Raw genomic sequence first — 19,450 nt, 5'->3', positions numbered from 1 at the left:
GTCAGCGGGAGCGCTTGGCGAGGCGCTCCACGTCGAGGAGGATCACGGCGCGGGCCTCCAGGCGGAGCCAGCCGCGGCCGGCGAAGTCGGCGAGCGCCTTGTTGACGGTCTCCCGGGAGGCGCCGACGAGCTGGGCGAGCTCCTCCTGGGTGAGGTCGTGCACGACGTGGATGCCCTCTTCGGACTGCACGCCGAAGCGGCGGGACAGGTCGAGCAGGGCCTTGGCGACGCGGCCGGGCACGTCGGAGAAGACGAGGTCCGACATCGAGTCGTTGGTGCGGCGCAGCCGGCGGGCGACGGCGCGCAGCAGGGCGGTGGCCACCTCCGGGCGGGCGTTGAGCCAGGGCTGGAGGTCGCCGTGGCCGAGGCCGAGCAGCTTGACCTCGGTGAGCGCGGTGGCGGTGGCGGTGCGCGGCCCCGGGTCGAAGAGGGACAGCTCGCCGATGAGCTCACCGGGGCCCAGGACCGCCAGCATGTTCTCGCGGCCGTCGGGGGAGGTGCGGTGGAGCTTCACCTTGCCCTCGGTCACCACGTAGAGGCGGTCGCCCGGGTCGCCTTCGTGGAACAGGGCGTCGCCCCTCGCGAGGGTGACCTCGCCCATGGAGGCGCGCAGCTCAGCGGCCTGCTCGTCATCGAGCGCCGCGAAAAGCGGGGCGCGCCGCAGAACGTCGTCCACGAGTTCTCTCCTTGTCGACATGCACAGAGGACCGTGGTCCCCATGATGCCCGTCGGTAAAACTGTGTGATCAAACACAAGTGTGGCGCATCGTCGCCCGGAGCCCTACGGCAGGGGTCCGATTGGGCTGTGGTTTTCCTGCGGTCGGGGCGGATGTCAGTGCTGGGCTTTAGTCTGGCCGGGTGTCCAATACGCCGGTGAGAGCACAGGGCAAGGGGGCCGGGAGGGTGACGTCGAACGGTAATTCCGCTGTGGGCGAACGCCCTGCGGCGAAGAAGACGAAAGCGGCAAATAGGAAGAAATCCCCGGAGGGGGTTGGGGCGGCCGCGAAGGCGGAGACGCGTACCGCGCTCGTCCGTCGTGCGCGACGGATCAACCGGGAGCTCGCCGAGGTCTACCCGTACGCGCACCCCGAGCTGGACTTCGACAATCCGTTCCAGCTGCTGGTGGCCACGGTCCTCTCCGCCCAGACCACCGACCTGCGGGTCAATCAGACCACCCCCGCGCTGTTCGCCGCCTACCCGACGCCCGAGGACATGGCGGCGGCCGACCCGGAGACGCTGGAGCAGTTGATCCGGCCGACCGGCTTCTTCCGCGCCAAGGCCAAGTCGCTGATCGGCCTCTCGGCCGCGCTGCGCGACCGCTTCGGCGGTGAGGTGCCCGGCCGCATAGCCGACCTGGTCACCCTGCCCGGCGTCGGCCGCAAGACGGCCAACGTTGTGCTGGGCAACGCCTTCGGCGTTCCCGGCATCACCGTCGACACCCACTTCGGCCGGCTCGTGCGGCGCTGGAAGTGGACCACCGCGGAGGACCCGGAGAAGATCGAGGCGGAGGTCTGCGCGCTCTTCCCCAAGAGCGAGTGGACGATGCTCTCGCACCGCGTGATATTCCACGGCCGGCGCGTGTGCCACTCGCGCAGGCCCGCCTGCGGCGCCTGCCCGATCGCCCCGCTCTGCCCGTCGTACGGGGAGGGCGAGACGGACCCGGAGAAGGCGAAGAAGCTGCTCAAGTACGAGATGGGCGGTCAGCCGGGCCAGCGGCTCAAGCCCCCGCCGGACTACCCGGGCCTGCCCGCGCGTCCCCTGGGAGCCGAGTGACCGACCGCCCGCGGACCGACCGCACGCCGAACGACCGCACGCCGGACGGGGAATACCTGGCCGAAAACGACCGGGCCGAGGAAGAGCACGCCGACGAAGAGCAGGGGGAACGGATGACGAGGACCCACGGCGGGGCGGCCGGGGAGATCGCGGTGAGTGCCGACGGGCTGCCGCGGTGGCTCGAGCCGGTCGCGCGCGCCTCGCGGACGGTCGAGCCGCACCAGCTCAGCCGCTTTCTGCCGCCCGAGTCCGGCGGTCGGCAGTCCGCCGTCCTGGTCCTCTTCGGCGACGGCGACCGGGGCCCCGAGCTGCTCCTCCTCGAGCGGGCCGGCACGCTGCGCTCGCACGCCGGGCAGCCGTCCTTCCCCGGCGGCGCCCTCGACCCCGAGGACGGCGACCCGGAGGGCGGTGGTCCGGTCCGGGCGGCGCTGCGCGAGGCCGAGGAGGAGACCGGTCTCGACCCCTCCGGCGTGCAGGTCTTCGGGGTGCTGCCCCGGCTCTACATCCCCGTCAGCGGCTTCGTGGTGACGCCCGTGCTCGGCTGGTGGCGCGAGCCCAGCCCGGTCGCTCCGGTCTCCGAGCAGGAGACGGCCCGGGTCTTCACCGTTCCGGTCGCCGATCTCACCGACCCGGAGAAGCGGGCGACGGCCGTGCACCCCAGCGGTCACCGGGGCCCCGCCTTCCAGGTGGGCCCGGCGCTGGTGTGGGGTTTCACCGCCGGGGTGATCGACCGCATCCTGCATTACGCCGGGTGGGAGCGGCCCTGGGACCGCGAGCGGGAGGTACCGCTGAGCTGGCGGTCCTGACCGGCATGAGACGGTGGCCCCCGCGGGCCACGACGACTGCAATGCGAGGCATCTTTCGGTGAACGTGCTGGACATCGTGCTGTTGATCGCCGCCGTGTGGTTCGCGGTCATCGGCTACCGCCAGGGCTTCGTCGTCGGCGTGCTCTCGGTGATCGGCTTTCTCGGCGGCGGCCTCGCCGCCGTCTACGCGCTGCCCGTGATCTGGGGTGCCGCCACCGGCGACGCCGAGCCCGGCACCATCGCGGCCATCCTGGCCGTCGCCATCGTCATCGTCTGCGCCTCCGTGGGCCAGGCGGCCACCACCCACCTCGGCAACAAGCTCCGCCGCCACATCACCTGGTCCCCGGCGCGCGCGCTCGACGCGACGGGCGGCGCGCTCGTCAACGTCGTGGCGATGCTGCTGGTGGCCTGGCTGATCGGTTCGGCCCTCGCCGGTACGACCCTGCCGACGCTCGGCAAGGAGGTCCGCAGCTCCAAGGTGCTGCTCGGCGTCGCCCGCGTGGTCCCCGCGCAGGCCAACACCTGGTTCGCGGACTTCAGCAGCGTCCTCGCCCAGAACGGCTTCCCGCAGGTCTTCGCCCCGTTCTCCAACGAGCCCATCACCTCGGTGCCCGCGCCCGACCCGGAGCTCGCCGGCAGCCCGGTCGCGGTGGCCGCCCAACGCAGCATCGTCAAGGTCGTGGGCAACGCCCCCGCCTGCGGCAAGGTCCTGGAGGGCACCGGCTTCGTCTTCGCGCCCAACCGGGTGATGACCAACGCCCACGTCGTCGGCGGGGTCGACGAGCCCACCGTGCAGATCGGCGGCCAGGGCAGGCTGCACGACGCCAAGGTCGTGCTCTACGACTGGAAGCGCGACATCGCCGTGCTCGAGGCGCCCACGCTCGACGCGCCCGCCCTGCAGTTCGCCGGCCCCGACGCGGAGAGCGGCAAGAGCGCGATCGTCGCGGGCTTCCCCGAGAACGGCTCGTACGACGTGCGCGCCGCCCGCGTCCGCAGCCGGGTCCAGGCCAACGGGCCCGACATCTACCACCGGGGCAACGTCCGCCGTGACGTCTACTCGCTCTACGCGACCGTGCGTCAGGGCAACTCCGGCGGACCACTGCTCACACCGGACGGCAAGGTCTACGGGGTGGTGTTCGCCAAGTCCCTCGACGACGCCGACACGGGATACGCCCTGACGGCCGACGAGGTGCGTGAGGACGCCCTGTACGGCCGTACGGCCACGGGCCGGGCCGACACCCAGGGGTGCGCCCTGTGACCCGGCCCCGGGCGGTCAGCGGCCGCGGGGGTGCCGCAGCCGGGCCGACACCCAGCGGGCGCGACGGCGGATGATCCGCGGGATGCCGATGCGGGGGCCGGGGCCGGCCGGCGGCCGGTGTTCGCCCCGCGCGGGTACGCCCGTCACGGCCAGCGCGGCATCACCCTCGCCGCGCTCCTGAGTCACGTCGGTCACGTCGCGGTAGTCGTGCGTCCAGCCCATACCAAAAGCTCTGCCCGTGCCCAAAGGTCGGTAATCGCCCGTGGGTCCGGCAATTGGCCTATGCGCGGGGCAAGTGGCCGTCCGGTGGGCGGACACGTCGACCCGCTGACCGGTGCGGCACGGGCGCGCGGCTGGGGCAGAGGGACGATCCGCGCGGCCGGGTAGGGGGACGGTCTAGCGGTCGGGCTCCGGGTCCTTCAGCCAGCTGATCAGCTCCGCCGAGAAGGCCGCCGGATCCTCCTCGTGGGGGAAGTGCCCCAGCCCGTCGAAGAGCCGCCAGCGGTACGGCGCCTCGACGTATTCGCCGGAGCCCGCGGCGCTGCGCGTCCGCATCACCGGATCGAGGGATCCGTGCAGGTGCAGCGTCGGCACCCGGACCGGTCGTTTCATCCGACGGTTGAACTGGATGCCGTCCGGGCGCGCCATCGACCGCACCATCCAGCGGTAGGGCTCGATCGAGCAGTGCGCGGTGGAGGGGATCGACATGGCCCGCCGGTAGACCTCGACGACCTCGTCGTCGGGCAGCCTGGGGCCCGACCAGTCCCGGATCAGCCGTCCGACCAGCGCCGCGTCGTCCGCGACCAGCCGGCGCTCGGGCAGCCAGGGCCGCTGGAAGCCCCAGATGTGGGAGCCCGCCGCGCTCTGCTTGACGTCGGCGAGCATCGCCGAGCGCCAGCGGCGCGGGTGCGGCATCGAGGACACCGCCAGGCGGCGCACGAGCTTGGGGCGCATGACGGCCGCGGTCCAGGCGAGGTAGCCGCCCAGGTCGTGGCCGACCAGCGCGGCGTCCGGCTCGCCGAGGGAACGGACGACGCCGGTGATGTCGAGGGCGAGGTTCGCCGGGTCGTAGCCCCGGGGGGTGCGGTCGCTGCCGCCCACTCCGCGCAGGTCCATGGCCACGGCCCGGAATCCGGCCTCCGCGAGCGCGGGCATCTGGTGCCGCCACGTCCACCAGAACTGGGGGAAGCCGTGCAACAGCAGTACCAGCGGCCCCTCGCCCATCTCGGCGATGTGGAACCGCGCCCCGTTCGCCGCGACCTCCCGGTGCGTCCAGGGGCCGTCCGGTCGTACGACCGCGGCCGACGAGACTCCCGGCGCGCCCGGGGCCGGGGGCGCCGGGGAGGTTCCGGGCCGGTCGGGGTCGGGGGACGCGGGCGCTGCGGGAGTCTCGGGCACCGTCATACGGACGAGCGTGTCACAGATGCGTCCGCGGGGCTCGTGTCGGCCACCGGACGCGGGTGCGGCTTGACGGTGCCCAGCACGGCCGCGGTCTCCTTCGCCGAGGCGATGCTCTTCTCGGGCTTCTTGATCTTCTTGAACTTGGCGATGGCCATCAGCCCGAGCATGCCCGCGAGCAGCAGGTACGCGCCGCCGGTGATCAGGAAGGACCAGGCGAGGCCGAGACCCAGGTTGTGGATCCCGTACGCGGCCGCGAAGCTCAGGACCGGCAGCGAGAAGAGCGCCAGGACACCCGCCGCGGCGATGGCGCCGCCGCCGATGCCCAGCCGCCGGGCGTCCTGCCGCAGCTCGGCCTTGGCCAGCGCGATCTCGTCGTGCACCAGCGCGGACAGCTCGGTGGTCGCCGTCGCCACCAGCTGGCCGAGGCTGCGGTTCGCGCCGTCGTCGGCTGCGCTCATCGGCTGCTCCCTCATCGTCATCAGCTCAGGTGTAAAGACTCTCAGATCATGCCGGACCCTCGTCCAGGGTGGTGCGCTCCGAGGCGACTTGCGCCATTTTGCGGTGTGCGGCGGCCTTCGCCTCGTACCGCGCGGCCATGCGCAGGTGGTAGTCGGGGTTGTCCTGCTCGTAGATGTCCGGGATGCCGTCCTCGTCGTCGTCCCGCTCCTCCTCCGCGCACAGCCTCTTGTACTTGTTGTCGCGCAGTTTGAGGAGGGTGGCGGCGATGATGGCCGCCATCAGCGAACCCACCAGCACGGCGGCCTTGATCTCGCCGACCAGGACGGGGTCGCCGTCGAAGGCGAGTTCCCCGATCAGCAGCGAGACGGTGAAGCCGATGCCGGCCAGTGAGGCCACGGCCAGGACGTCCGGCCATTTGAGGTCCGGGTTCAGCTCCGCCCGGGTGAAGCGGGCCGCCGTCCAGGTGCCGCCGAAGACGCCGACCGCCTTGCCCAGGACCAGGCCGAGGACGACGCCGAGCGTCTCGGGCCGGGTGAAGACGTCCGACAGCGCGCCGCCGGTGACGGCGACGCCCGCGGAGAACAGCGCGAACAGGGGAACGGCCAGGCCCGCCGACAGGGGGCGCACGAGGTGCTCGATGTGCTCGCCGGGGGAACGCTCCTCGGCGTCACGGCGGGTGCAGCGCAGCATCAGGCCCATGGCGACGCCCGCGATCGTGGCGTGCACGCCGCTGTTGTACATCAGCGCCCAGTTGACGACCGCCAGCGGCACGTAGACGTACCAGCCGCGGACGCCCTTGCGCAGCAGCAGCCAGAAGACGGCCAGGCCCAGGACGGCGAAGCCGAGGGCGGTGAAGTTCAGCTCGGAGGTGAAGAAGACCGCGATGATCAGGATCGCGAAGAGGTCGTCGACGACGGCGAGGGTCAGCAGGAACGCGCGCAGGGCCGACGGCAGGGCGGTGCCGATGACGGCGAGCACGGCGAGGGCGAAGGCGATGTCGGTGGCGGTGGGCACGGCCCAGCCCGCCAGTGAGCCGCCGCCGCTGGAGGCGACGGTGAAGTAGACGAGCGCGGGGACGGCCATGCCGCAGACGGCGGCGACGACGGGGAGGATCGCGGCCTTGGGGTCGCGCAGCTCGCCGGCGACCAGTTCGCGCTTGAGCTCGATGCCGGCGACGAAGAAGAAGACGGCGAGGAGGCCGTCGGCCGCCCAGTGCTGCAGGGAGAGGTCCAGGCCGAGGCTGCCCGGTCCGAGGTGGAAGGAACGGACGGACTCGTAGCTGTCGCGCAGGGGGGTGTTCGCCCACACCAGTGCCGCGACGGCGGCGAAGAGCAGCAGCACACCGCCGACGGTCTCGGTACGCAGCGCGTCCGCGAGATAGTTCCGCTCGGGCAGCGGAAGCCTGCCGAGGAAGACGGAACGGCGGTTCTTGGGCGCGGCCACGGTGGTGGACCTCCTGGGCAGTCGACTGAAAACACGTGGGTACACGTGTGCTGTGTGCCGACCAGACTTCCCGGCGCGCCCTTGATTCTTGTCGCGATCTTTACGCGACATCTACTTACTTTAGCCGGAAAGAGTGAAAGGCACCCGGTGGGATGCCGGGTGCCTTTCACTCGCAGGGGGTTCTCGTCCGGGTCAGTCCTCGCTGGGGGCGGCCGGGAGCTTGGCCTGGATGAGGTCCATGACCGAGGAGTCGGTCAGGGTGGTGACGTCGCCGAGGGTGCGGTTTTCGGCCACGTCGCGCAGCAGGCGGCGCATGATCTTGCCGGACCGGGTCTTGGGCAGCTCCGCGACCGGCAGGATCCGCTTGGGCTTGGCGATCGGGCCGAGCTGCTTGGCGACGTGCGCCCGCAGCTCCTCCGTCAGGCCCTCCTCCTCGGCGTCGACGCCGCTGCGCAGGATGACGAAGGCGCAGATGGCCTGGGTGGTCTGCGGGTCGGTCGCGCCGACGACCGCCGCCTCGGCGACCTTGGGGTGCGAGACGAGGGCGGACTCCACCTCGGTGGTGGAGATGTTGTGACCGGAGACGAGCATGACGTCGTCCACGCGGCCCAGCAGCCAGATGTCGCCGTCCTCGTCCTTCTTGGCGCCGTCGCCCGCGAAGTAGGTGTTCTCGAAGCGCGACCAGTAGGTGTCGATGTAGCGCTGGTCGTCGCCCCAGATGGTGCGGAGCATGGACGGCCACGGCTCGGTCAGGACGAGGTAGCCGCCGGAGCCGTTGGGCACCTCGTGGCCGTCGTCGTCCACCACGGTGGCGGCGATGCCGGGCAGCGGCACCTGGGCCGAGCCCGGCTTGGTCTCGGTCACGCCCGGCAGCGGGCTGATCATCATGGCGCCGGTCTCGGTCTGCCACCAGGTGTCCACGACGGGTGTGGCATCGGCGCCGATGTGCTTGCGGTACCAGACCCAGGCCTCGGGGTTGATGGGCTCGCCCACCGAGCCGAGGATGCGCAGGCTGGACAGGTCGAACTTGGCGGGGATGTCGTCACCCCACTTCATGGCGGCGCGGATCGCGGTGGGGGCGGTGTAGAGGATCGTCACGCCGTACTTCTGGACGATCTCCCACCAGCGGCCCTGGTGGGGGCTGTCGGGGGTGCCCTCGTAGAGCACTTCGGTCGCGCCGTTGCTCAGCGGCCCGTAGACGATGTACGAGTGGCCGGTCACCCAGCCGACGTCGGCGGTGCACCAGAAGACGTCCGTCTCCGGCTTGAGGTCGAAGACGGCGTGGTGGGTGTACGAGGCCTGGGTGAGGTAGCCGCCGGTGGTGTGCAGGATGCCCTTCGGCTTACCCGTGGTGCCCGAGGTGTAGAGGATGAACAGCGGGTGCTCGGCGTCGAACGCCTCGGGGGTGTGCTGGTCGGACTGCCGCTCGACCAGGTCGTGCCACCAGACGTCGCGGCCCTCGGTCCAGGCGATGTCCTCCTGGCCGGTGCGGCGGACCACGAGCACGCTGCGCACGTTCTCCGTGCCGGGCCGGGTGAGGGCCTCGTCGACGGCGGGCTTGAGGGCGGAGGGCTTGCCGCGGCGGTAGCCGCCGTCGGCGGTGATCACCACGCGGGCGTCGGCGTCGTTGATGCGGGTCGCGAGGGCGTCCGCGGAGAAGCCGCCGAAGACGAGCGAGTGCGGAGCGCCGATGCGGGCGCAGGCCAGCATCGAGACGACCGCTTCGGGGATCATCGGCAGGTAGATGGCGACCCGGTCGCCGGCCTGGACGCCCAGCTCGATCAGGGCGTTGGCGGCCCTGGAGACCTCGCGCTGGAGCTCGGCGTAGGTGATGGACCGGCTGTCGCCCGGCTCGCCCTCGAAGTGCAGGGCCACCCGGTCGCCCAGGCCGTTCTCCACGTGGCGGTCGACGCAGTTGTACGCCACGTTGAGCCGGCCGTCGGCGAACCACTTGGCGAACGGCGGGTTCGACCAGTCGAGGGTCTCGGTGGGCTCGGTCTCCCAGCTCAGGCGGCGGGCCTGCGCGGCCCAGAAGCCCAGCCGATCAGCCTTCGCCTGCTCGTACGCCTCCGCGGTGACGTTGGCCTCGGCGGCCAGACCGGCAGGCGGTGCGAAGCGGCGCTCCTCCTTCAGGAGGTTGGCCAGGCTTTCGTTGCTCACGACATCTCCCTTTCCCAGGGGGTCCGTTGCGTCCCGGCCATAGCTCATCAGTCCGGGGCACACCCTGACAAGGGGTGTTGGTAAAAACTGGTTTAGACCTTTGCGCCGGTGGTTGAACGAGGTCAGAGGGGGTGGTGCGGCCGCGTCCGTGCGCTGGGCCGTCCGGGCGGGGCAGTGCGTCCGGCGTGTGGCGTACCGGTCCGGCGTGTGGCGTACCGGTCAGACGGCGTCGAGGACTTCGGGCCGGACGGCGGAGAACGTACGCGAGCGGCGGTCCAGGACATAGGCCTGGGCCTCGCCCACATGGAAGTACATGCCCTGCAGCTGAAGTGATCCTTCCGCCACTCGTCGGGCGACACAGGCGTGGGCCATCAGGTTGTCGAGCTGTTGCACCACGTTGACGAGCGCCAGCCGCTCCACGTCGTCCGTGACGAGCCGTTCCGCCAGGGCCACCTCGCCGCGCCCCAGCCGCCCGATCCGCTGCATACGGGCCAGGCTGGGGCGGCCGTGCCGCAGCCAGCGGGTGAGCGGGGTCTGTTCGCCGGCCGTGAGGCCGTGGCCGGCGGGGGAGGCGGCGAGGTCCAGCAGCGCCTGCATCGCACCGCACCCGGAGTGCCCGCACACGGTGATGCTGCCGACCTTCAGCACGTCGACCGCGTACTCCACGGCCGCGCCGACCGAATCGCAGCTGCTGTCGCTGCCGGGCGGCGGCATCAGATTGCCGACGTTGCGCACCGTGAACAGATCGCCCGGCCCGCTGGAGGTGATCATGCTGGTGACCAGGCGGGAGTCTGCGCAGGTGAGAAAGAGCTGGCTGGGCCGCTGGCCCTCGCGGGCGAGCCGGGCCAGCTCGTCACGGACGAGCGGGGCGGTGTTGCGCTGGAAGGCGCTCACCCCACCCAGCAATTGCCGCCCGCTGCCGCCCGCCGCCGCGTCGTCCTGCGTCGTCTCGGTGGGGCGCGTGCAGTGATGGTCGCGCCACGGTGTCCAGGGAAGGCATCTGTGGGTGCCGACGGCCTCGGTGACGGCCTGTGCGTACCGGCCGCGCAGGCCGGACCAGCGCTTCCGCAGCTCGAGGAACGCTGTGATCGAGATGCCCACGGTGACCCCCTCCAGAACGCCGAACAGCACCACGGCCCCCAGCGTGGCCGCGTACACCACCAACTCGCCCTGGCCCTGCGGTCGCGCGCGGTGCGCGTGGCGCACCATCTCCACACCGACCGCCATGACCAACGCGGCCAGGGCGGCGGCCGGGACGACCGTGAAGGCCGCCATGAACAGCGCCGCGCACAGCAGCGCTCCCGTCCCGTAGAGGACGGCCGGCAGTGGGGAGCCGCCCTCTGCCGCCGCGTCGCCCTCGGGCAAGGGGCGGTCGGGACGCCAACGGTCGTTCGTGCCACCTGCGACCGGCAGCCCGCCCAGGAGGCCGGACGCCATGTTCGCCGCACCCTGAGCGGCCAGTGCGCGAGCCGGCATCGCGGCCGTTTCCACGCTCGCGACGAGCGTGATCGTGGCCACGGCCGCGAGCACCTCCGCGACCGGCCCGTGCGGGAGCGTGGGAACCGGCTGCAACTCCCATGGGGTGAACGACACTCGGGGCGCGCCCACGGCAAGGCCCACCGCGCAGGCGACGGCCACTGCCGCGAAGGGCGCGGGGACCGGCCGGACCCAGCGGGCCACGGGTACGGGCAGACGCGGCCAGGCGAGCAGCACCGCCACAGTGGCCGCGCCGACCACCAGCACTGGCACGTTCGGATGGATCAGCTGCGAAGGCACTGCCGCCAGATCCTCCAGGGCCGAGTCGCCCGGACGGCCGCCCAGGACGACATGCAGCCGGCTGACGGCGATCGTCGCGCCGATCCCGGCGAGCATTCCCCGCGCGATCGGCGGGCCGTTCTCCGTGACCGCTCTGGTGACCCAGGGAGTACGCGCCATACGGGCCGCGCCGAGGGCGAGTTGGGTCGCGCCGGCCAGCACGGTGATCGCGCAGGTGGCCCGCCAGCCGTAGCGCTGCACCAGCTCCGCCGTCACCACGGTCAGCCCCGCGGCCGCGCCGCTCGCCCTGAGCGGCGCGCCGCCCAGCCCGCCGGCGACGAGGCCGCCGACGGCCGCCGCGACCAGCCCGGCCCACAGCGGCGCGCCGCAGGCGAGCGCGATCCCCAGGGAGAGGGGAACGGCGGTCAGGAGGACGGCGGCGGAGGCGGTGAGGTGCTGCCGCCAGGCCTGTCGTGCCGGGGCCGTCCGGGTGGGCTGAGCGTGCATGGTCGTTTCCCGTCTTCGTGGCTGCGAGGCGGGGCTTTCTCAACTCTCGGTAAATGAATCGTAATGGAGAGTAAAGAAACGACCGAGGGGCGAGGGAGAGGCTTCCCTCCATCGAGTGAATACGTCTTCTTGTCTGCTTGGCCCCCTTGGGGCTTGTTCGTCCTGCAGGTACGTGGTGACCGGGGCGACCGGCTGGTCGGGTCCGTCGAGGCGGTCGGGTCTGTCGAGGCGACCGAAGCGGGCGGTCAGGCCGGCTGGGGTGCGGCCAGCAGTCGTTCGTCCAGGACGAAGGCGGGATCGACCTGGGCCGCCAGGTCGGCGCCCGTCTTCGCGTTGCCCCAGCTCTCCGCGTTCTTGAGGTGGAAGTGGACCATCTGGCGGGTGTAGCGGTGCCAGTCCCGCTCCTCGTACGAGCGGTCCGCCGTGCCGCGCAGGGTGTGCAGCGCCTGACGGTTGGCCTCCTCCAGGAGCTCGAAGCGGGGCGGGCGCCCCTTCTCCATGGCGCGCACCCAGTCGGAGTGGCCGAACGTCGTCAGCAGGTCGTCACCGACCTCGGCGCGCAGGAAGTCGAGGTCGTCGGGGCCCTGGACCTTGTTGCCCACGACCTTCAGGCCGACGCCGAAGTCCCGGGCGTATTCCTTGTACTGACGGTAGACCGAGACGCCCTTGCGGGTCGGCTCGGCGACCAGGAAGGTCATGTCGAAGCGGGTGAACATCCCGGAGGCGAAGGAGTCGCTGCCCGCCGTCATGTCGACGACCACGTACTCGCCGGGGCCGTCGACGAGGTGGTTCAGGCACAGCTCGACCGCGCCGACCTTGGAGTGGTAGCAGGCCACGCCGAGGTCGGCGTCATTGAACGGGCCGGTCACCATCAGCCGTACCGCGTCGCTGTCGTCCAGCCGCACCTCGCGCGCGCAGGCGTCGTAGACGGGGTTGTCCTCGCCGATCCGCAGCAGCCGGGAGCCCTGGCCGGGCGGCGTGGTCTTGATCATGGTGTCGGCGGTGGTGATCCGCGGGTTGGTGCCGCGCAGATAGTCCTTGATCAAGGGCAGATGGGCGCCCATCGCGGGCAGGGCGGCGGTCTCCGCCTCGTCGAGCCCCAGCGCCGCGCCGAGGTGCTGGTTGATGTCGGCGTCCACCGCGATGACGGGGGCCTGCTCGGCGGCGAGGTGACGGATGAACAGAGAGGACAGCGTGGTCTTGCCGCTGCCACCCTTACCTACGAAAGCGATCTTCATGTTCACCAAGAGTAGGTGCGGGGGTGCTCTGAGTGAGAGCGGTGAGTGAAGAGGACCACTCTTTCGAGGGGCATCCGGGCAAAGTGCGTACTGTCGTACCCATGAGTACGACAGCCGATCCGCTCGCCGCCCTGGGCTCGCTCCCGGGCGTTGCCGACTCCGTGGACTCCGTACGCAAGGCGGTCGACCGGGTGTACGGCCACCGGGTGATGCGCCGCCGCAGCAACGAGATCACCTCCGAGGCGGCCCTGCGCGGCGCGCGTGGCTCGGCCGCGCTGTCCGGCGCGGACTGGGCCCTGGAGGAGGTGCGGCGCCGCTCCGACTTCGGCGGTGAGGGCGAGCCGCGCACGGTCGGTGCCGCGCTGCGGCTGACCGCGGAGGCGGGGCAACTGCTGAGCGTATGGCGGCAGTCGCCGCTGCGGGTGCTGGCCAGGCTGCACCTCGTGGCCGCCGGAGGCGGTCGTTCCGACGACGTGGTCGGCCGTCCGCGGCTGGCAGGTGAGGCGGTGGACGAACCGCTGATCCAGCTTCCGCTGCCGGACGCGGAGGAGATGTCGGGCCGGCTCGAGGGGCTGGCCGACCTGCTGATCGCCGGAAGCGAGGCCCCCGCGCTGGTGACGGCGGCCGTGGTGCACGGCGAACTGCTCGCCCTGCGGCCGTTCGGGTCCTGCAACGGCCTGGTCGCGCGCGCGGCCGAGCGGATCGTGCTGGTGGGCAGCGGACTGGACCCGAAGTCGATCTGCCCGGCGGAGGTCGGACATGCGGAACTGGGCCGGGAGGCCTACGCGGCCGCGCTCGACGGCTATGTGTCCGGCACAGCCGAAGGCATGGCGGCCTGGATCGCGCACTGCGGTCGTGCCGTGGAGCTCGGCGTGCGGGAGAGTACGGCCGTGTGCGAGGCGCTTCAGCGCGGAGCGGCCTGAGCGGCCTGAGCGGCCTGACAGTCGGACGTCACACTGCGGGGCTCACGAGCGGGGCATGATGCGCTGGTCGGCAGGCATCAGGTGAATTCCGTAATCCGCTTGCCCCGGACAAGGGTTGCGGCGGTACCCGTACTGCTCTGGTACCGCCGCTGGCACGTCCATCGGGTTACCATGCGTGCACGATATTTGCCCATCAGGTCGGGAACTTCGCCCGTCACCTGGTGCGGCTGGCCCGTAATCGACGGGTCGGCGTCGCGTGGGTGCCCGATTTTCATGCGCGGTCCGTGGGGCCTTGGTGCGTGAAGGGCGTCCTCCCGGATGTCCCTGGTCTCGCGGGCCGTTAAGTCCTTTCTACTCCTGTCGCGGCGGAAGCGGAAGTCCAAGCCGCAGTTCTTTGCTTTTAGGGGCGAAACCCACCAAGACGGACATGGGTGTGCGGCGCCGGTTGGCGAACCACACCAGGCCCGCCGTGGCGGCCGCCGCACCGACCGCGGCGGCCGCGACCAGTGCCGGGCGCGAGGGCATGGACAGCGAGGTAACGCGCTGCTTGAGCCGTACCGGGCGGCTGAAGGAGAGGATCGGCCAGTCCCGGGCGACCGCCTCGCGGCGCAGCCCCCGGTCGGGGTTGACGGCGTGCGGGTGGCCGACGGACTCGAGCATCGGGATGTCGGTCACCGAATCGCTGTAGGCGTAGCAGCGCGCCAGGTCGTACCCCTCTGAGGCGGCGAGCTCGCGGATGGCCTCCGCTTTGGTGGGGCCGTAGGCGTAGTACTCGACCTCGCCGGTGAAGACGCCGTCCTCGACGACCATTCGGGTGGCGACGACCCGGTCCGCGCCCAGGAGCGCGCCGATCGGCTCGACGACTTCCGCGCCGGAGGTGCTGACGATCACCACATCGCGTCCGGCGGTGTGGTGCTCCTCGATGAGCGAGGCGGCCTCGTCGTAAATGATGGGATCGATGAGCTCGTGCAGGGTCTCGGCGACGATCTCGCGGACCTGCTGGACATTCCAGCCGCGACACAGCGCCGACAGATACTCGCGCATCCGCTCCATCTGATCGTGGTCGGCGCCGCCGGCCAGGAAGACGAACTGCGCGTAGGCGGTACGCAACACGGCGCGCCTGTTGATCAGGCCGCCTTGGTAGAAGGACTTGCTGAAGGTGAGCGTGCTCGACTTCGCAATGACTGTCTTGTCCAGATCAAAGAACGCGGCAGTCCGAGGCAAGGAGTGGTTTTCCACTCCGCCGAGCATAGGGGCCCTCCATTCGGCGTAAGCTGAGGCGTGTGGGTTTGCCTGAGAAGGCTCTCGGGTACACCATGGAAGTCACGGATCGTTCGCGACCGTGTCTAACCCGGTCCGACTCCTCCCCCCCCGAGTCGGCCGTGGGGACGACCCCCGCTCTCCCCCCCGGCGGGGGTCGTCGCATGTCCGGATGCGTTTCGGTCATCGCCATCGGGCCTTCCCCTCCCTCGCGCGCCCCGACGGGCACGGTCGCGGCCTCCTTCTTACCCGTTACGCAGGGTAATCGCCATGCTGCTCTCCGGAAGTCACCGGTATAGGTGAGCGGGATATTCACATCCGTTGAGTTGTCCACAGTTTTTGACCAAGATCCACACGATTTCCCAGTTCGCTGCACGGTGATTCCCCGCGAGTTCCGCGATGCCCGCGGATGCGAGAGCGCGTAGTGAGAGGGGAGGAGACCGTGACCGGATCCAACACATCCGATTCGCCCGCTGCCATGGACGTGCGGCAGGGCGGGCCGCTGATCGTCACGGAGGACGAGGGGCTGCTCGACGATCTGCTGCGGTTGTGCGCGGCGGCGGGCGCCGTGCCCGAGGTCGCCCATGGGGCGGCCCCGCGCAGAGGGGGCTGGGAGAACGCCCGGCTGGTTCTGGTGGGCGACGACTGCGCCATGCGGCTCAGCGGCGTCGCGCGCAGGGAGGGCGTGGTCCTCGTCGGCCGCGATCACGACGACTCCGGCGTATGGCAGCGGGCCGTGGGCGTCGGCGCCCAGAACGTGGCGTTGCTGCCAGACGGGGAGAGCTGGCTGGTCGACCGCATCGCCGATGCCGTCGAGGGCATGGGGCGGCCCGCGGTCACGGTCGGGGTGATCGGGGGCCGGGGCGGTGCGGGGGCGAGCACGCTGGCCTGCGCGCTGGCGGTCGGCGCGGCACGGGGCGGCCGGCAAACCATGCTGATCGACGGCGACCCGTTGGGCGGCGGCCTCGATGTGCTGCTCGGCGGCGAGAGGGCCGAGGGGCTGCGGTGGCCCGCCTTCGCCGATTCACGGGGCCGCGTGGCCGGCCGGGCGCTGGAGGAGGCCCTTCCCGAGCTGTACTCCCTGCGCGTCCTGAGCTGGGACCGGGGTGAGTGCACGGCCGTACCGCCCGATGCGATGCGGGCGGTCCTCGCCGCCGCTCGCAGACGCGGCGGAGTGGTGGTCGTCGACCTGCCGCGCAGGCTGGACGAGACAGCACTGGAAGCCCTCGGGCAGCTCGACATGGGGCTGCTGGTGGTGCCCGCCGAATTGCGGGCCGTCGCGGCGGCGCACCGGGTCGCCTCCGTGGTGGGCATGATGCTGGGCGATCTGCGCGCGGTGGTGCGCGGCCCGTTCGGGCCGGGGTTCGATGGCCAGGAGGTCGCGCGGCTGCTGGGGCTGCCGCTGGCGGGGGAACTGGACCCGGAGCCCGGCCTTCCGGAGGCTCTGAACGCCGGCCGCCCGCCGGGCGGCGGTGAGCGGGGGCCGCTGGCCCGCTTCAGCGCCGAGTTCTGGGGGCGGGCGCTCGCCGGGACCGGGGGGATGCCGGTATGAGCGGCGCGCTGCTGGACGCGGTACGGCTGCGGCTGGCCGAGAGCGGGGCCGAGCCCACTCCCGCGCGGGTCGCGGAGGCCCTGCGCTCGGAGGGCCGGCTGCTGGGCGACACCGAAGTCCTGGGTGTCGCGGCCCGGCTGCGGTCCGAGCTGGTCGGCACCGGCCCGCTGGAACCGCTGCTGGCCGAGCCCGACGTCACCGACGTCCTGGTCACCGCGCCCGACCAGGTGTGGGTCGACCGCGGGGCGGGCCTGGAACGCACGGAGGTGTCCTTCCCCGATCCTGCGGCGGTGCGCAGACTCGCGCAGCGGCTCGCCGCGATCGCCGGGCGGCGGCTGGACGACGCCCGGCCGTGGGTGGACGCCCGTCTGCCGGACGGTACGCGCCTGCACGCGGTGCTGCCGCCGGTGGCCGTCGGCTCGACCTGTCTCTCCCTGCGCGTGGTGCGGCCCTGTGCCTTCGCGTTGGAGGAGCTGGTGGCCGCGGGCACCGTCCCCGTCGGAGGCCAGCGGCTGCTGCGGGCCGTCCTTGAAGCCCGGCTGTCGTTCCTCGTCAGCGGGGGCACGGGATCGGGCAAGACCACGCTGCTGTCCAGCCTGCTGGGGTTGGTCGCACCGGACGAACGGATCGTGCTCGCCGAGGATTCGGCGGAGCTCCGCCCGGACCATCCGCATGTCGTGCGCCTGGAGACCCGGCCGGCGAACCAGGAGGGCACCGGCCTGGTCACCCTGCGGGACTTGGTGCGCCAGGCCCTGCGGATGAGGCCGGACCGGCTCGTGGTCGGCGAGGTCCGGGGCGCGGAAGTGACCGATCTTCTGGCCGCGCTCAACACCGGCCACGAGGGTGGTTGCGGCACGGTCCACGCCAACGCGGCAGCCGATGTCCCGGCCCGGTTGGAGGCGCTGGGGTCGACCGCGGGGCTCGACCGGGCCGCGCTGCACAGCCAGCTGGCCGCCGCCCTGTCGGTGGTGATCCATCTCGTACGGGACCACGGCGGCCGGCGACGGATCGCGGAGGTGCATGTGCTGGATCGCGATCGCGCGGGGTTCGTGACGACCGTACCGGCCGCCGTCTGGGGCGCGGACGGCTTCGAGCAAGCGCCCGGATGGGGGCGGCTGGTGTCGCTGTGCCGGCGCGGCAGGGGTGTGTCGTGAACGGCTGGATGCCCGCGCCGGTGTCGCAGGTCGTGCCGTGGTGCGTGGCGTTGCTGCTGTACGCCGCGGCGGCGGTGGGGCTCTCGGCGCGCCCACGAGTGCAGCTGCGGCGGGCCAGATTGCTGCTCGCCGGGGGTGCCGCAGCCGGTGGCGGTGGGTCCGGTGGCGGCGGGGGACCTTTGCCGCCGGCGTGGTTCGGGCAGTGGGCAGCGTGGCTGCGGCGGGCGGGAAGCGAGCGACGTGAGCTGGTGTGCCTGCCGCTCGGCTGTGCGGTCGCGCTGCTGGGCGCGTCGCCGCTGCCGTTCGTCGCCGGGGTGCTGGCCGTGCCGCTCGTACGGCGGTGGCTGGCGGCACGGAGGCGGGAAGCCGAACAGGAGCGTCGGGAGGCCGCCGTCATCGACATGTGCGGCACGGTCGCGGGCGAACTGAGAGCGGGGCGACAACCCGGTGAGGCGGTCGCGGCGTTGACCGGAACGGATCTGGGGCCGGGCTGGCCGGCGGTCCCGGCGGCCGCCCGGTTCGGGGGAGACGTGCCGGGGGCGTTGCGGACGGCGGGTCTGCAGCCAGGGGCCGAGGGGCTCAATGGAGTCGCCGCGTGCTGGCGGGTCGCGGTCGACGGGGGAGCGGGGCTGGCCGCCGGGCTGGAACGGGTGGCGGCCGCCCTGGGAGCCGAGCGCGACCAACGAGAGGAACTGCGGGCGCAGCTCGCCGGCACCAGGTCCACCGCCGTGATGCTCGCCCTGCTGCCGGTGCTCGCCCTGCTGATGGGCGGCGCGCTTGGGGCGCAGCCGCTGCGTGTGCTGCTGCACACCCTGGCCGGGCTCGGCTGTCTCGTCCTCGGCGGGCTGCTCGAGTGCGCGGGGATCGCCTGGACACAGCGGATCGTGCGGGCCGCCGAGGGCCCGGGAAGGGGGCGGAAGTGAGCGCGGAGGTTGTCCACAGCCTGTGGGCGGCGGTTCTCGCCGTCGTGGCGGCGGTGGCGACAGTGGGCATCGGAGGCGGGGCCCGCAGGAGGAGAACGGTGCGCCGTCGCTCGGCGTCACTGTTCGACCGGCGGGCGGCGGCGGGATCAGCGGGCCCGGCGGCCGAGCAGGACACGGCGAACCGGTTGCGGAAGCGATGGCTTGCTCTGTCGCCGGGCGCCAGGCGGGCGGCCGTCGGTGTGGTGGGGGTGACCGGACTCGTTCTGGTCGGCTTCGCCGCGGGAACCACGGGCTGCGTGGCGGGGCTCGTCGCCGCGTACGGCATCCGGTGGTGGCGCCGGAAGGCGGAGCGGGCCGGAGTCGAGGTCTCGGCCGACGAGGTGGAGCGGCAACTGCCGCTCGCGGCGGATCTCCTGGCCGCCTGTCTCGCCGCCGGTGCCGGGCCGCGGGAGGCGGCGGAGGCGGTCGGCGGCTCGCTGGGCGGCCCGGTGGGGGAAGGGCTGGCGCAGGCCGCGGCGGAAGTCCGGCTCGGCGCCGAGCCGGCCACGGCATGGGGGCGGCTCGGCGGGCTTCCCGGGGCGGAGGGCACGGCGCGCTGCCTGGAACGGGCTCAGGTGACGGGCGTTCCGGCGGTGGAGCCCATGGCGCGGCTGGCGAGCCGGTTGCGTGCCGCACAGGCGCGGGCGGCGGGGATACGGGCCCGCCGGGCGGGAGTCCTGGCGACGGCCCCGCTGGGTCTGTGCTTCCTGCCCGCGTTCCTGACGGTCGGGGTGGTCCCGGTGGTCATCGGACTGGCCAGTGGGCTGACGCGAGGCCAGTGAGGGCCGGTTCGGCGGCAG

At 72.2% G+C, this 19,450-nt stretch carries 17 protein-coding genes; 8 read left to right on the top strand and 9 right to left on the bottom strand.

Going from position 1 to position 19,450, the window contains the following annotated elements; all coding sequences use genetic code 11:
* Position 1: 1 nt before the first annotated feature.
* A complete protein-coding gene (locus ACIG36_RS20095) occupies positions 2-676 on the bottom strand; it encodes a Crp/Fnr family transcriptional regulator (RefSeq protein ID WP_004939715.1) in 675 nt (224 codons plus the stop codon).
* 250 nt (positions 677-926) lie between these two features.
* Here ACIG36_RS20095 and nth point away from each other — a divergent pair, with 250 nt between their 5' ends.
* The 3 genes from nth to ACIG36_RS20080 all read left to right on the top strand — a co-directional run bounded on the left by nth (position 927) and on the right by ACIG36_RS20080 (position 3,836).
* Positions 927-1,772, top strand: coding sequence for an endonuclease III (gene nth / locus ACIG36_RS20090; RefSeq protein ID WP_399929328.1), 846 nt, complete (start codon positions 927-929; stop codon positions 1,770-1,772).
* Between the two features lie 113 nt (positions 1,773-1,885).
* Positions 1,886-2,578 carry an NUDIX hydrolase gene (locus tag ACIG36_RS20085; RefSeq protein ID WP_399930086.1) on the top strand — a complete coding sequence of 231 codons (693 nt, stop codon included), beginning with the start codon at positions 1,886-1,888 and terminating at the stop codon, positions 2,576-2,578.
* A gap of 58 nt (positions 2,579-2,636) precedes the next feature.
* Entirely contained in the window at positions 2,637-3,836 is a 1,200-nt protein-coding gene (locus tag ACIG36_RS20080; protein WP_399929326.1) for a MarP family serine protease, read from the top strand.
* A gap of 15 nt (positions 3,837-3,851) precedes the next feature.
* Here ACIG36_RS20080 and ACIG36_RS20075 read toward each other — a convergent pair whose 3' ends face one another.
* From ACIG36_RS20075 to ACIG36_RS20045, 7 genes are all read right to left on the bottom strand, one after another.
* Positions 3,852-4,058: a hypothetical protein gene (locus ACIG36_RS20075; RefSeq protein ID WP_399929322.1), complete on the bottom strand. Its 207-nt coding sequence runs from the start codon at positions 4,056-4,058 to the stop codon at positions 3,852-3,854.
* A gap of 174 nt (positions 4,059-4,232) precedes the next feature.
* Complete coding sequence (locus ACIG36_RS20070; protein ID WP_399929319.1) at positions 4,233-5,240, bottom strand: alpha/beta fold hydrolase; 1,008 nt, start codon at positions 5,238-5,240, stop codon at positions 4,233-4,235.
* Positions 5,237-5,695, bottom strand: a complete 459-nt coding sequence (locus ACIG36_RS20065; RefSeq protein ID WP_399929316.1) for a phage holin family protein — start codon at positions 5,693-5,695, stop codon at positions 5,237-5,239. The genes ACIG36_RS20070 and ACIG36_RS20065 overlap by 4 nt, the downstream gene beginning before the upstream one ends.
* 46 nt (positions 5,696-5,741) lie before the next feature.
* A complete protein-coding gene (gene nhaA, locus ACIG36_RS20060; RefSeq protein WP_399929313.1) occupies positions 5,742-7,139 on the bottom strand; it encodes a Na+/H+ antiporter NhaA in 1,398 nt (465 codons plus the stop codon).
* Positions 7,140-7,331: 192 nt separating this feature from the next.
* On the bottom strand, positions 7,332-9,299 hold the full coding sequence (gene acs, locus ACIG36_RS20055) for an acetate--CoA ligase (protein ID WP_399929310.1): 1,968 nt from the start codon (positions 9,297-9,299) through the stop codon (positions 7,332-7,334).
* 219 nt (positions 9,300-9,518) lie between these two features.
* Positions 9,519-11,561 carry a carbonic anhydrase gene (locus ACIG36_RS20050; RefSeq protein ID WP_399929307.1) on the bottom strand — a complete coding sequence of 681 codons (2,043 nt, stop codon included), beginning with the start codon at positions 11,559-11,561 and terminating at the stop codon, positions 9,519-9,521.
* A 245-nt stretch (positions 11,562-11,806) separates the two neighbouring features.
* Complete coding sequence (locus ACIG36_RS20045) at positions 11,807-12,799, bottom strand: ATP-binding protein (RefSeq protein ID WP_399929305.1); 993 nt, start codon at positions 12,797-12,799, stop codon at positions 11,807-11,809.
* Between the two features lie 101 nt (positions 12,800-12,900).
* On the opposite strand from ACIG36_RS20045, the gene ACIG36_RS20040 reads away from it, so the two are divergent.
* On the top strand, positions 12,901-13,722 hold the full coding sequence (locus ACIG36_RS20040) for an oxidoreductase (RefSeq protein ID WP_399929302.1): 822 nt from the start codon (positions 12,901-12,903) through the stop codon (positions 13,720-13,722).
* A gap of 351 nt (positions 13,723-14,073) precedes the next feature.
* On the opposite strand, the gene ACIG36_RS20035 is transcribed toward ACIG36_RS20040, so the two are convergent.
* Positions 14,074-14,973 carry an HAD family hydrolase gene (locus ACIG36_RS20035; RefSeq protein WP_399929300.1) on the bottom strand — a complete coding sequence of 300 codons (900 nt, stop codon included), beginning with the start codon at positions 14,971-14,973 and terminating at the stop codon, positions 14,074-14,076.
* A gap of 487 nt (positions 14,974-15,460) precedes the next feature.
* Between ACIG36_RS20035 and ssd the strand changes: the two genes are divergently transcribed.
* Genes ssd through ACIG36_RS20015 form a run of 4 tightly spaced genes read left to right on the top strand, consistent with a single transcriptional unit; the run spans position 15,461 to position 19,432 of the window.
* Positions 15,461-16,534, top strand: a complete 1,074-nt coding sequence (gene ssd, locus ACIG36_RS20030) for a septum site-determining protein Ssd (RefSeq protein ID WP_399930083.1) — start codon at positions 15,461-15,463, stop codon at positions 16,532-16,534.
* Entirely contained in the window at positions 16,531-17,688 is a 1,158-nt protein-coding gene (locus tag ACIG36_RS20025; protein WP_399929297.1) for a TadA family conjugal transfer-associated ATPase, read from the top strand. The genes ssd and ACIG36_RS20025 overlap by 4 nt, the downstream gene beginning before the upstream one ends.
* A gap of 8 nt (positions 17,689-17,696) precedes the next feature.
* Entirely contained in the window at positions 17,697-18,611 is a 915-nt protein-coding gene (locus ACIG36_RS20020) for a type II secretion system F family protein (protein ID WP_399930080.1), read from the top strand.
* Positions 18,608-19,432, top strand: coding sequence for a type II secretion system F family protein (locus ACIG36_RS20015; RefSeq protein WP_399929294.1), 825 nt, complete (start codon positions 18,608-18,610; stop codon positions 19,430-19,432). The genes ACIG36_RS20020 and ACIG36_RS20015 overlap by 4 nt, the downstream gene beginning before the upstream one ends.
* Positions 19,433-19,450 lie beyond the last annotated feature (18 nt).

The sequence above is a fragment of the Streptomyces sp. NPDC053048 genome, assembly GCF_044547045.1.
Classification (GTDB): Bacteria; Actinomycetota; Actinomycetes; order Streptomycetales; family Streptomycetaceae; genus Streptomyces.
Note: the sequence above shows the minus strand (reverse complement) of the source record. Positions and strands in the feature narration are given on the sequence as shown.

Coding starts and splice junctions, on each gene's coding strand:
- ACIG36_RS20085 (WP_399930086.1), top strand. CDS start 1,886: ATGACGAGGACCCACGGCGGGGCGGCCGGGGAGATCGCGGTGAGTGCC.
- ACIG36_RS20075 (WP_399929322.1), bottom strand. CDS start 4,058: ATGGGCTGGACGCACGACTACCGCGACGTGACCGACGTGACTCAGGAG.
- ACIG36_RS20070 (WP_399929319.1), bottom strand. CDS start 5,240: ATGACGGTGCCCGAGACTCCCGCAGCGCCCGCGTCCCCCGACCCCGAC.
- ACIG36_RS20065 (WP_399929316.1), bottom strand. CDS start 5,695: ATGAGCGCAGCCGACGACGGCGCGAACCGCAGCCTCGGCCAGCTGGTG.
- ACIG36_RS20050 (WP_399929307.1), bottom strand. CDS start 11,561: ATGCACGCTCAGCCCACCCGGACGGCCCCGGCACGACAGGCCTGGCGG.
- ACIG36_RS20045 (WP_399929305.1), bottom strand. CDS start 12,799: ATGAAGATCGCTTTCGTAGGTAAGGGTGGCAGCGGCAAGACCACGCTG.
- ACIG36_RS20040 (WP_399929302.1), top strand. CDS start 12,901: ATGAGTACGACAGCCGATCCGCTCGCCGCCCTGGGCTCGCTCCCGGGC.
- ACIG36_RS20035 (WP_399929300.1), bottom strand. CDS start 14,973: ATGCTCGGCGGAGTGGAAAACCACTCCTTGCCTCGGACTGCCGCGTTC.
- ssd (WP_399930083.1), top strand. CDS start 15,461: ATGGACGTGCGGCAGGGCGGGCCGCTGATCGTCACGGAGGACGAGGGG.
- ACIG36_RS20025 (WP_399929297.1), top strand. CDS start 16,531: ATGAGCGGCGCGCTGCTGGACGCGGTACGGCTGCGGCTGGCCGAGAGC.
- ACIG36_RS20020 (WP_399930080.1), top strand. CDS start 17,697: ATGCCCGCGCCGGTGTCGCAGGTCGTGCCGTGGTGCGTGGCGTTGCTG.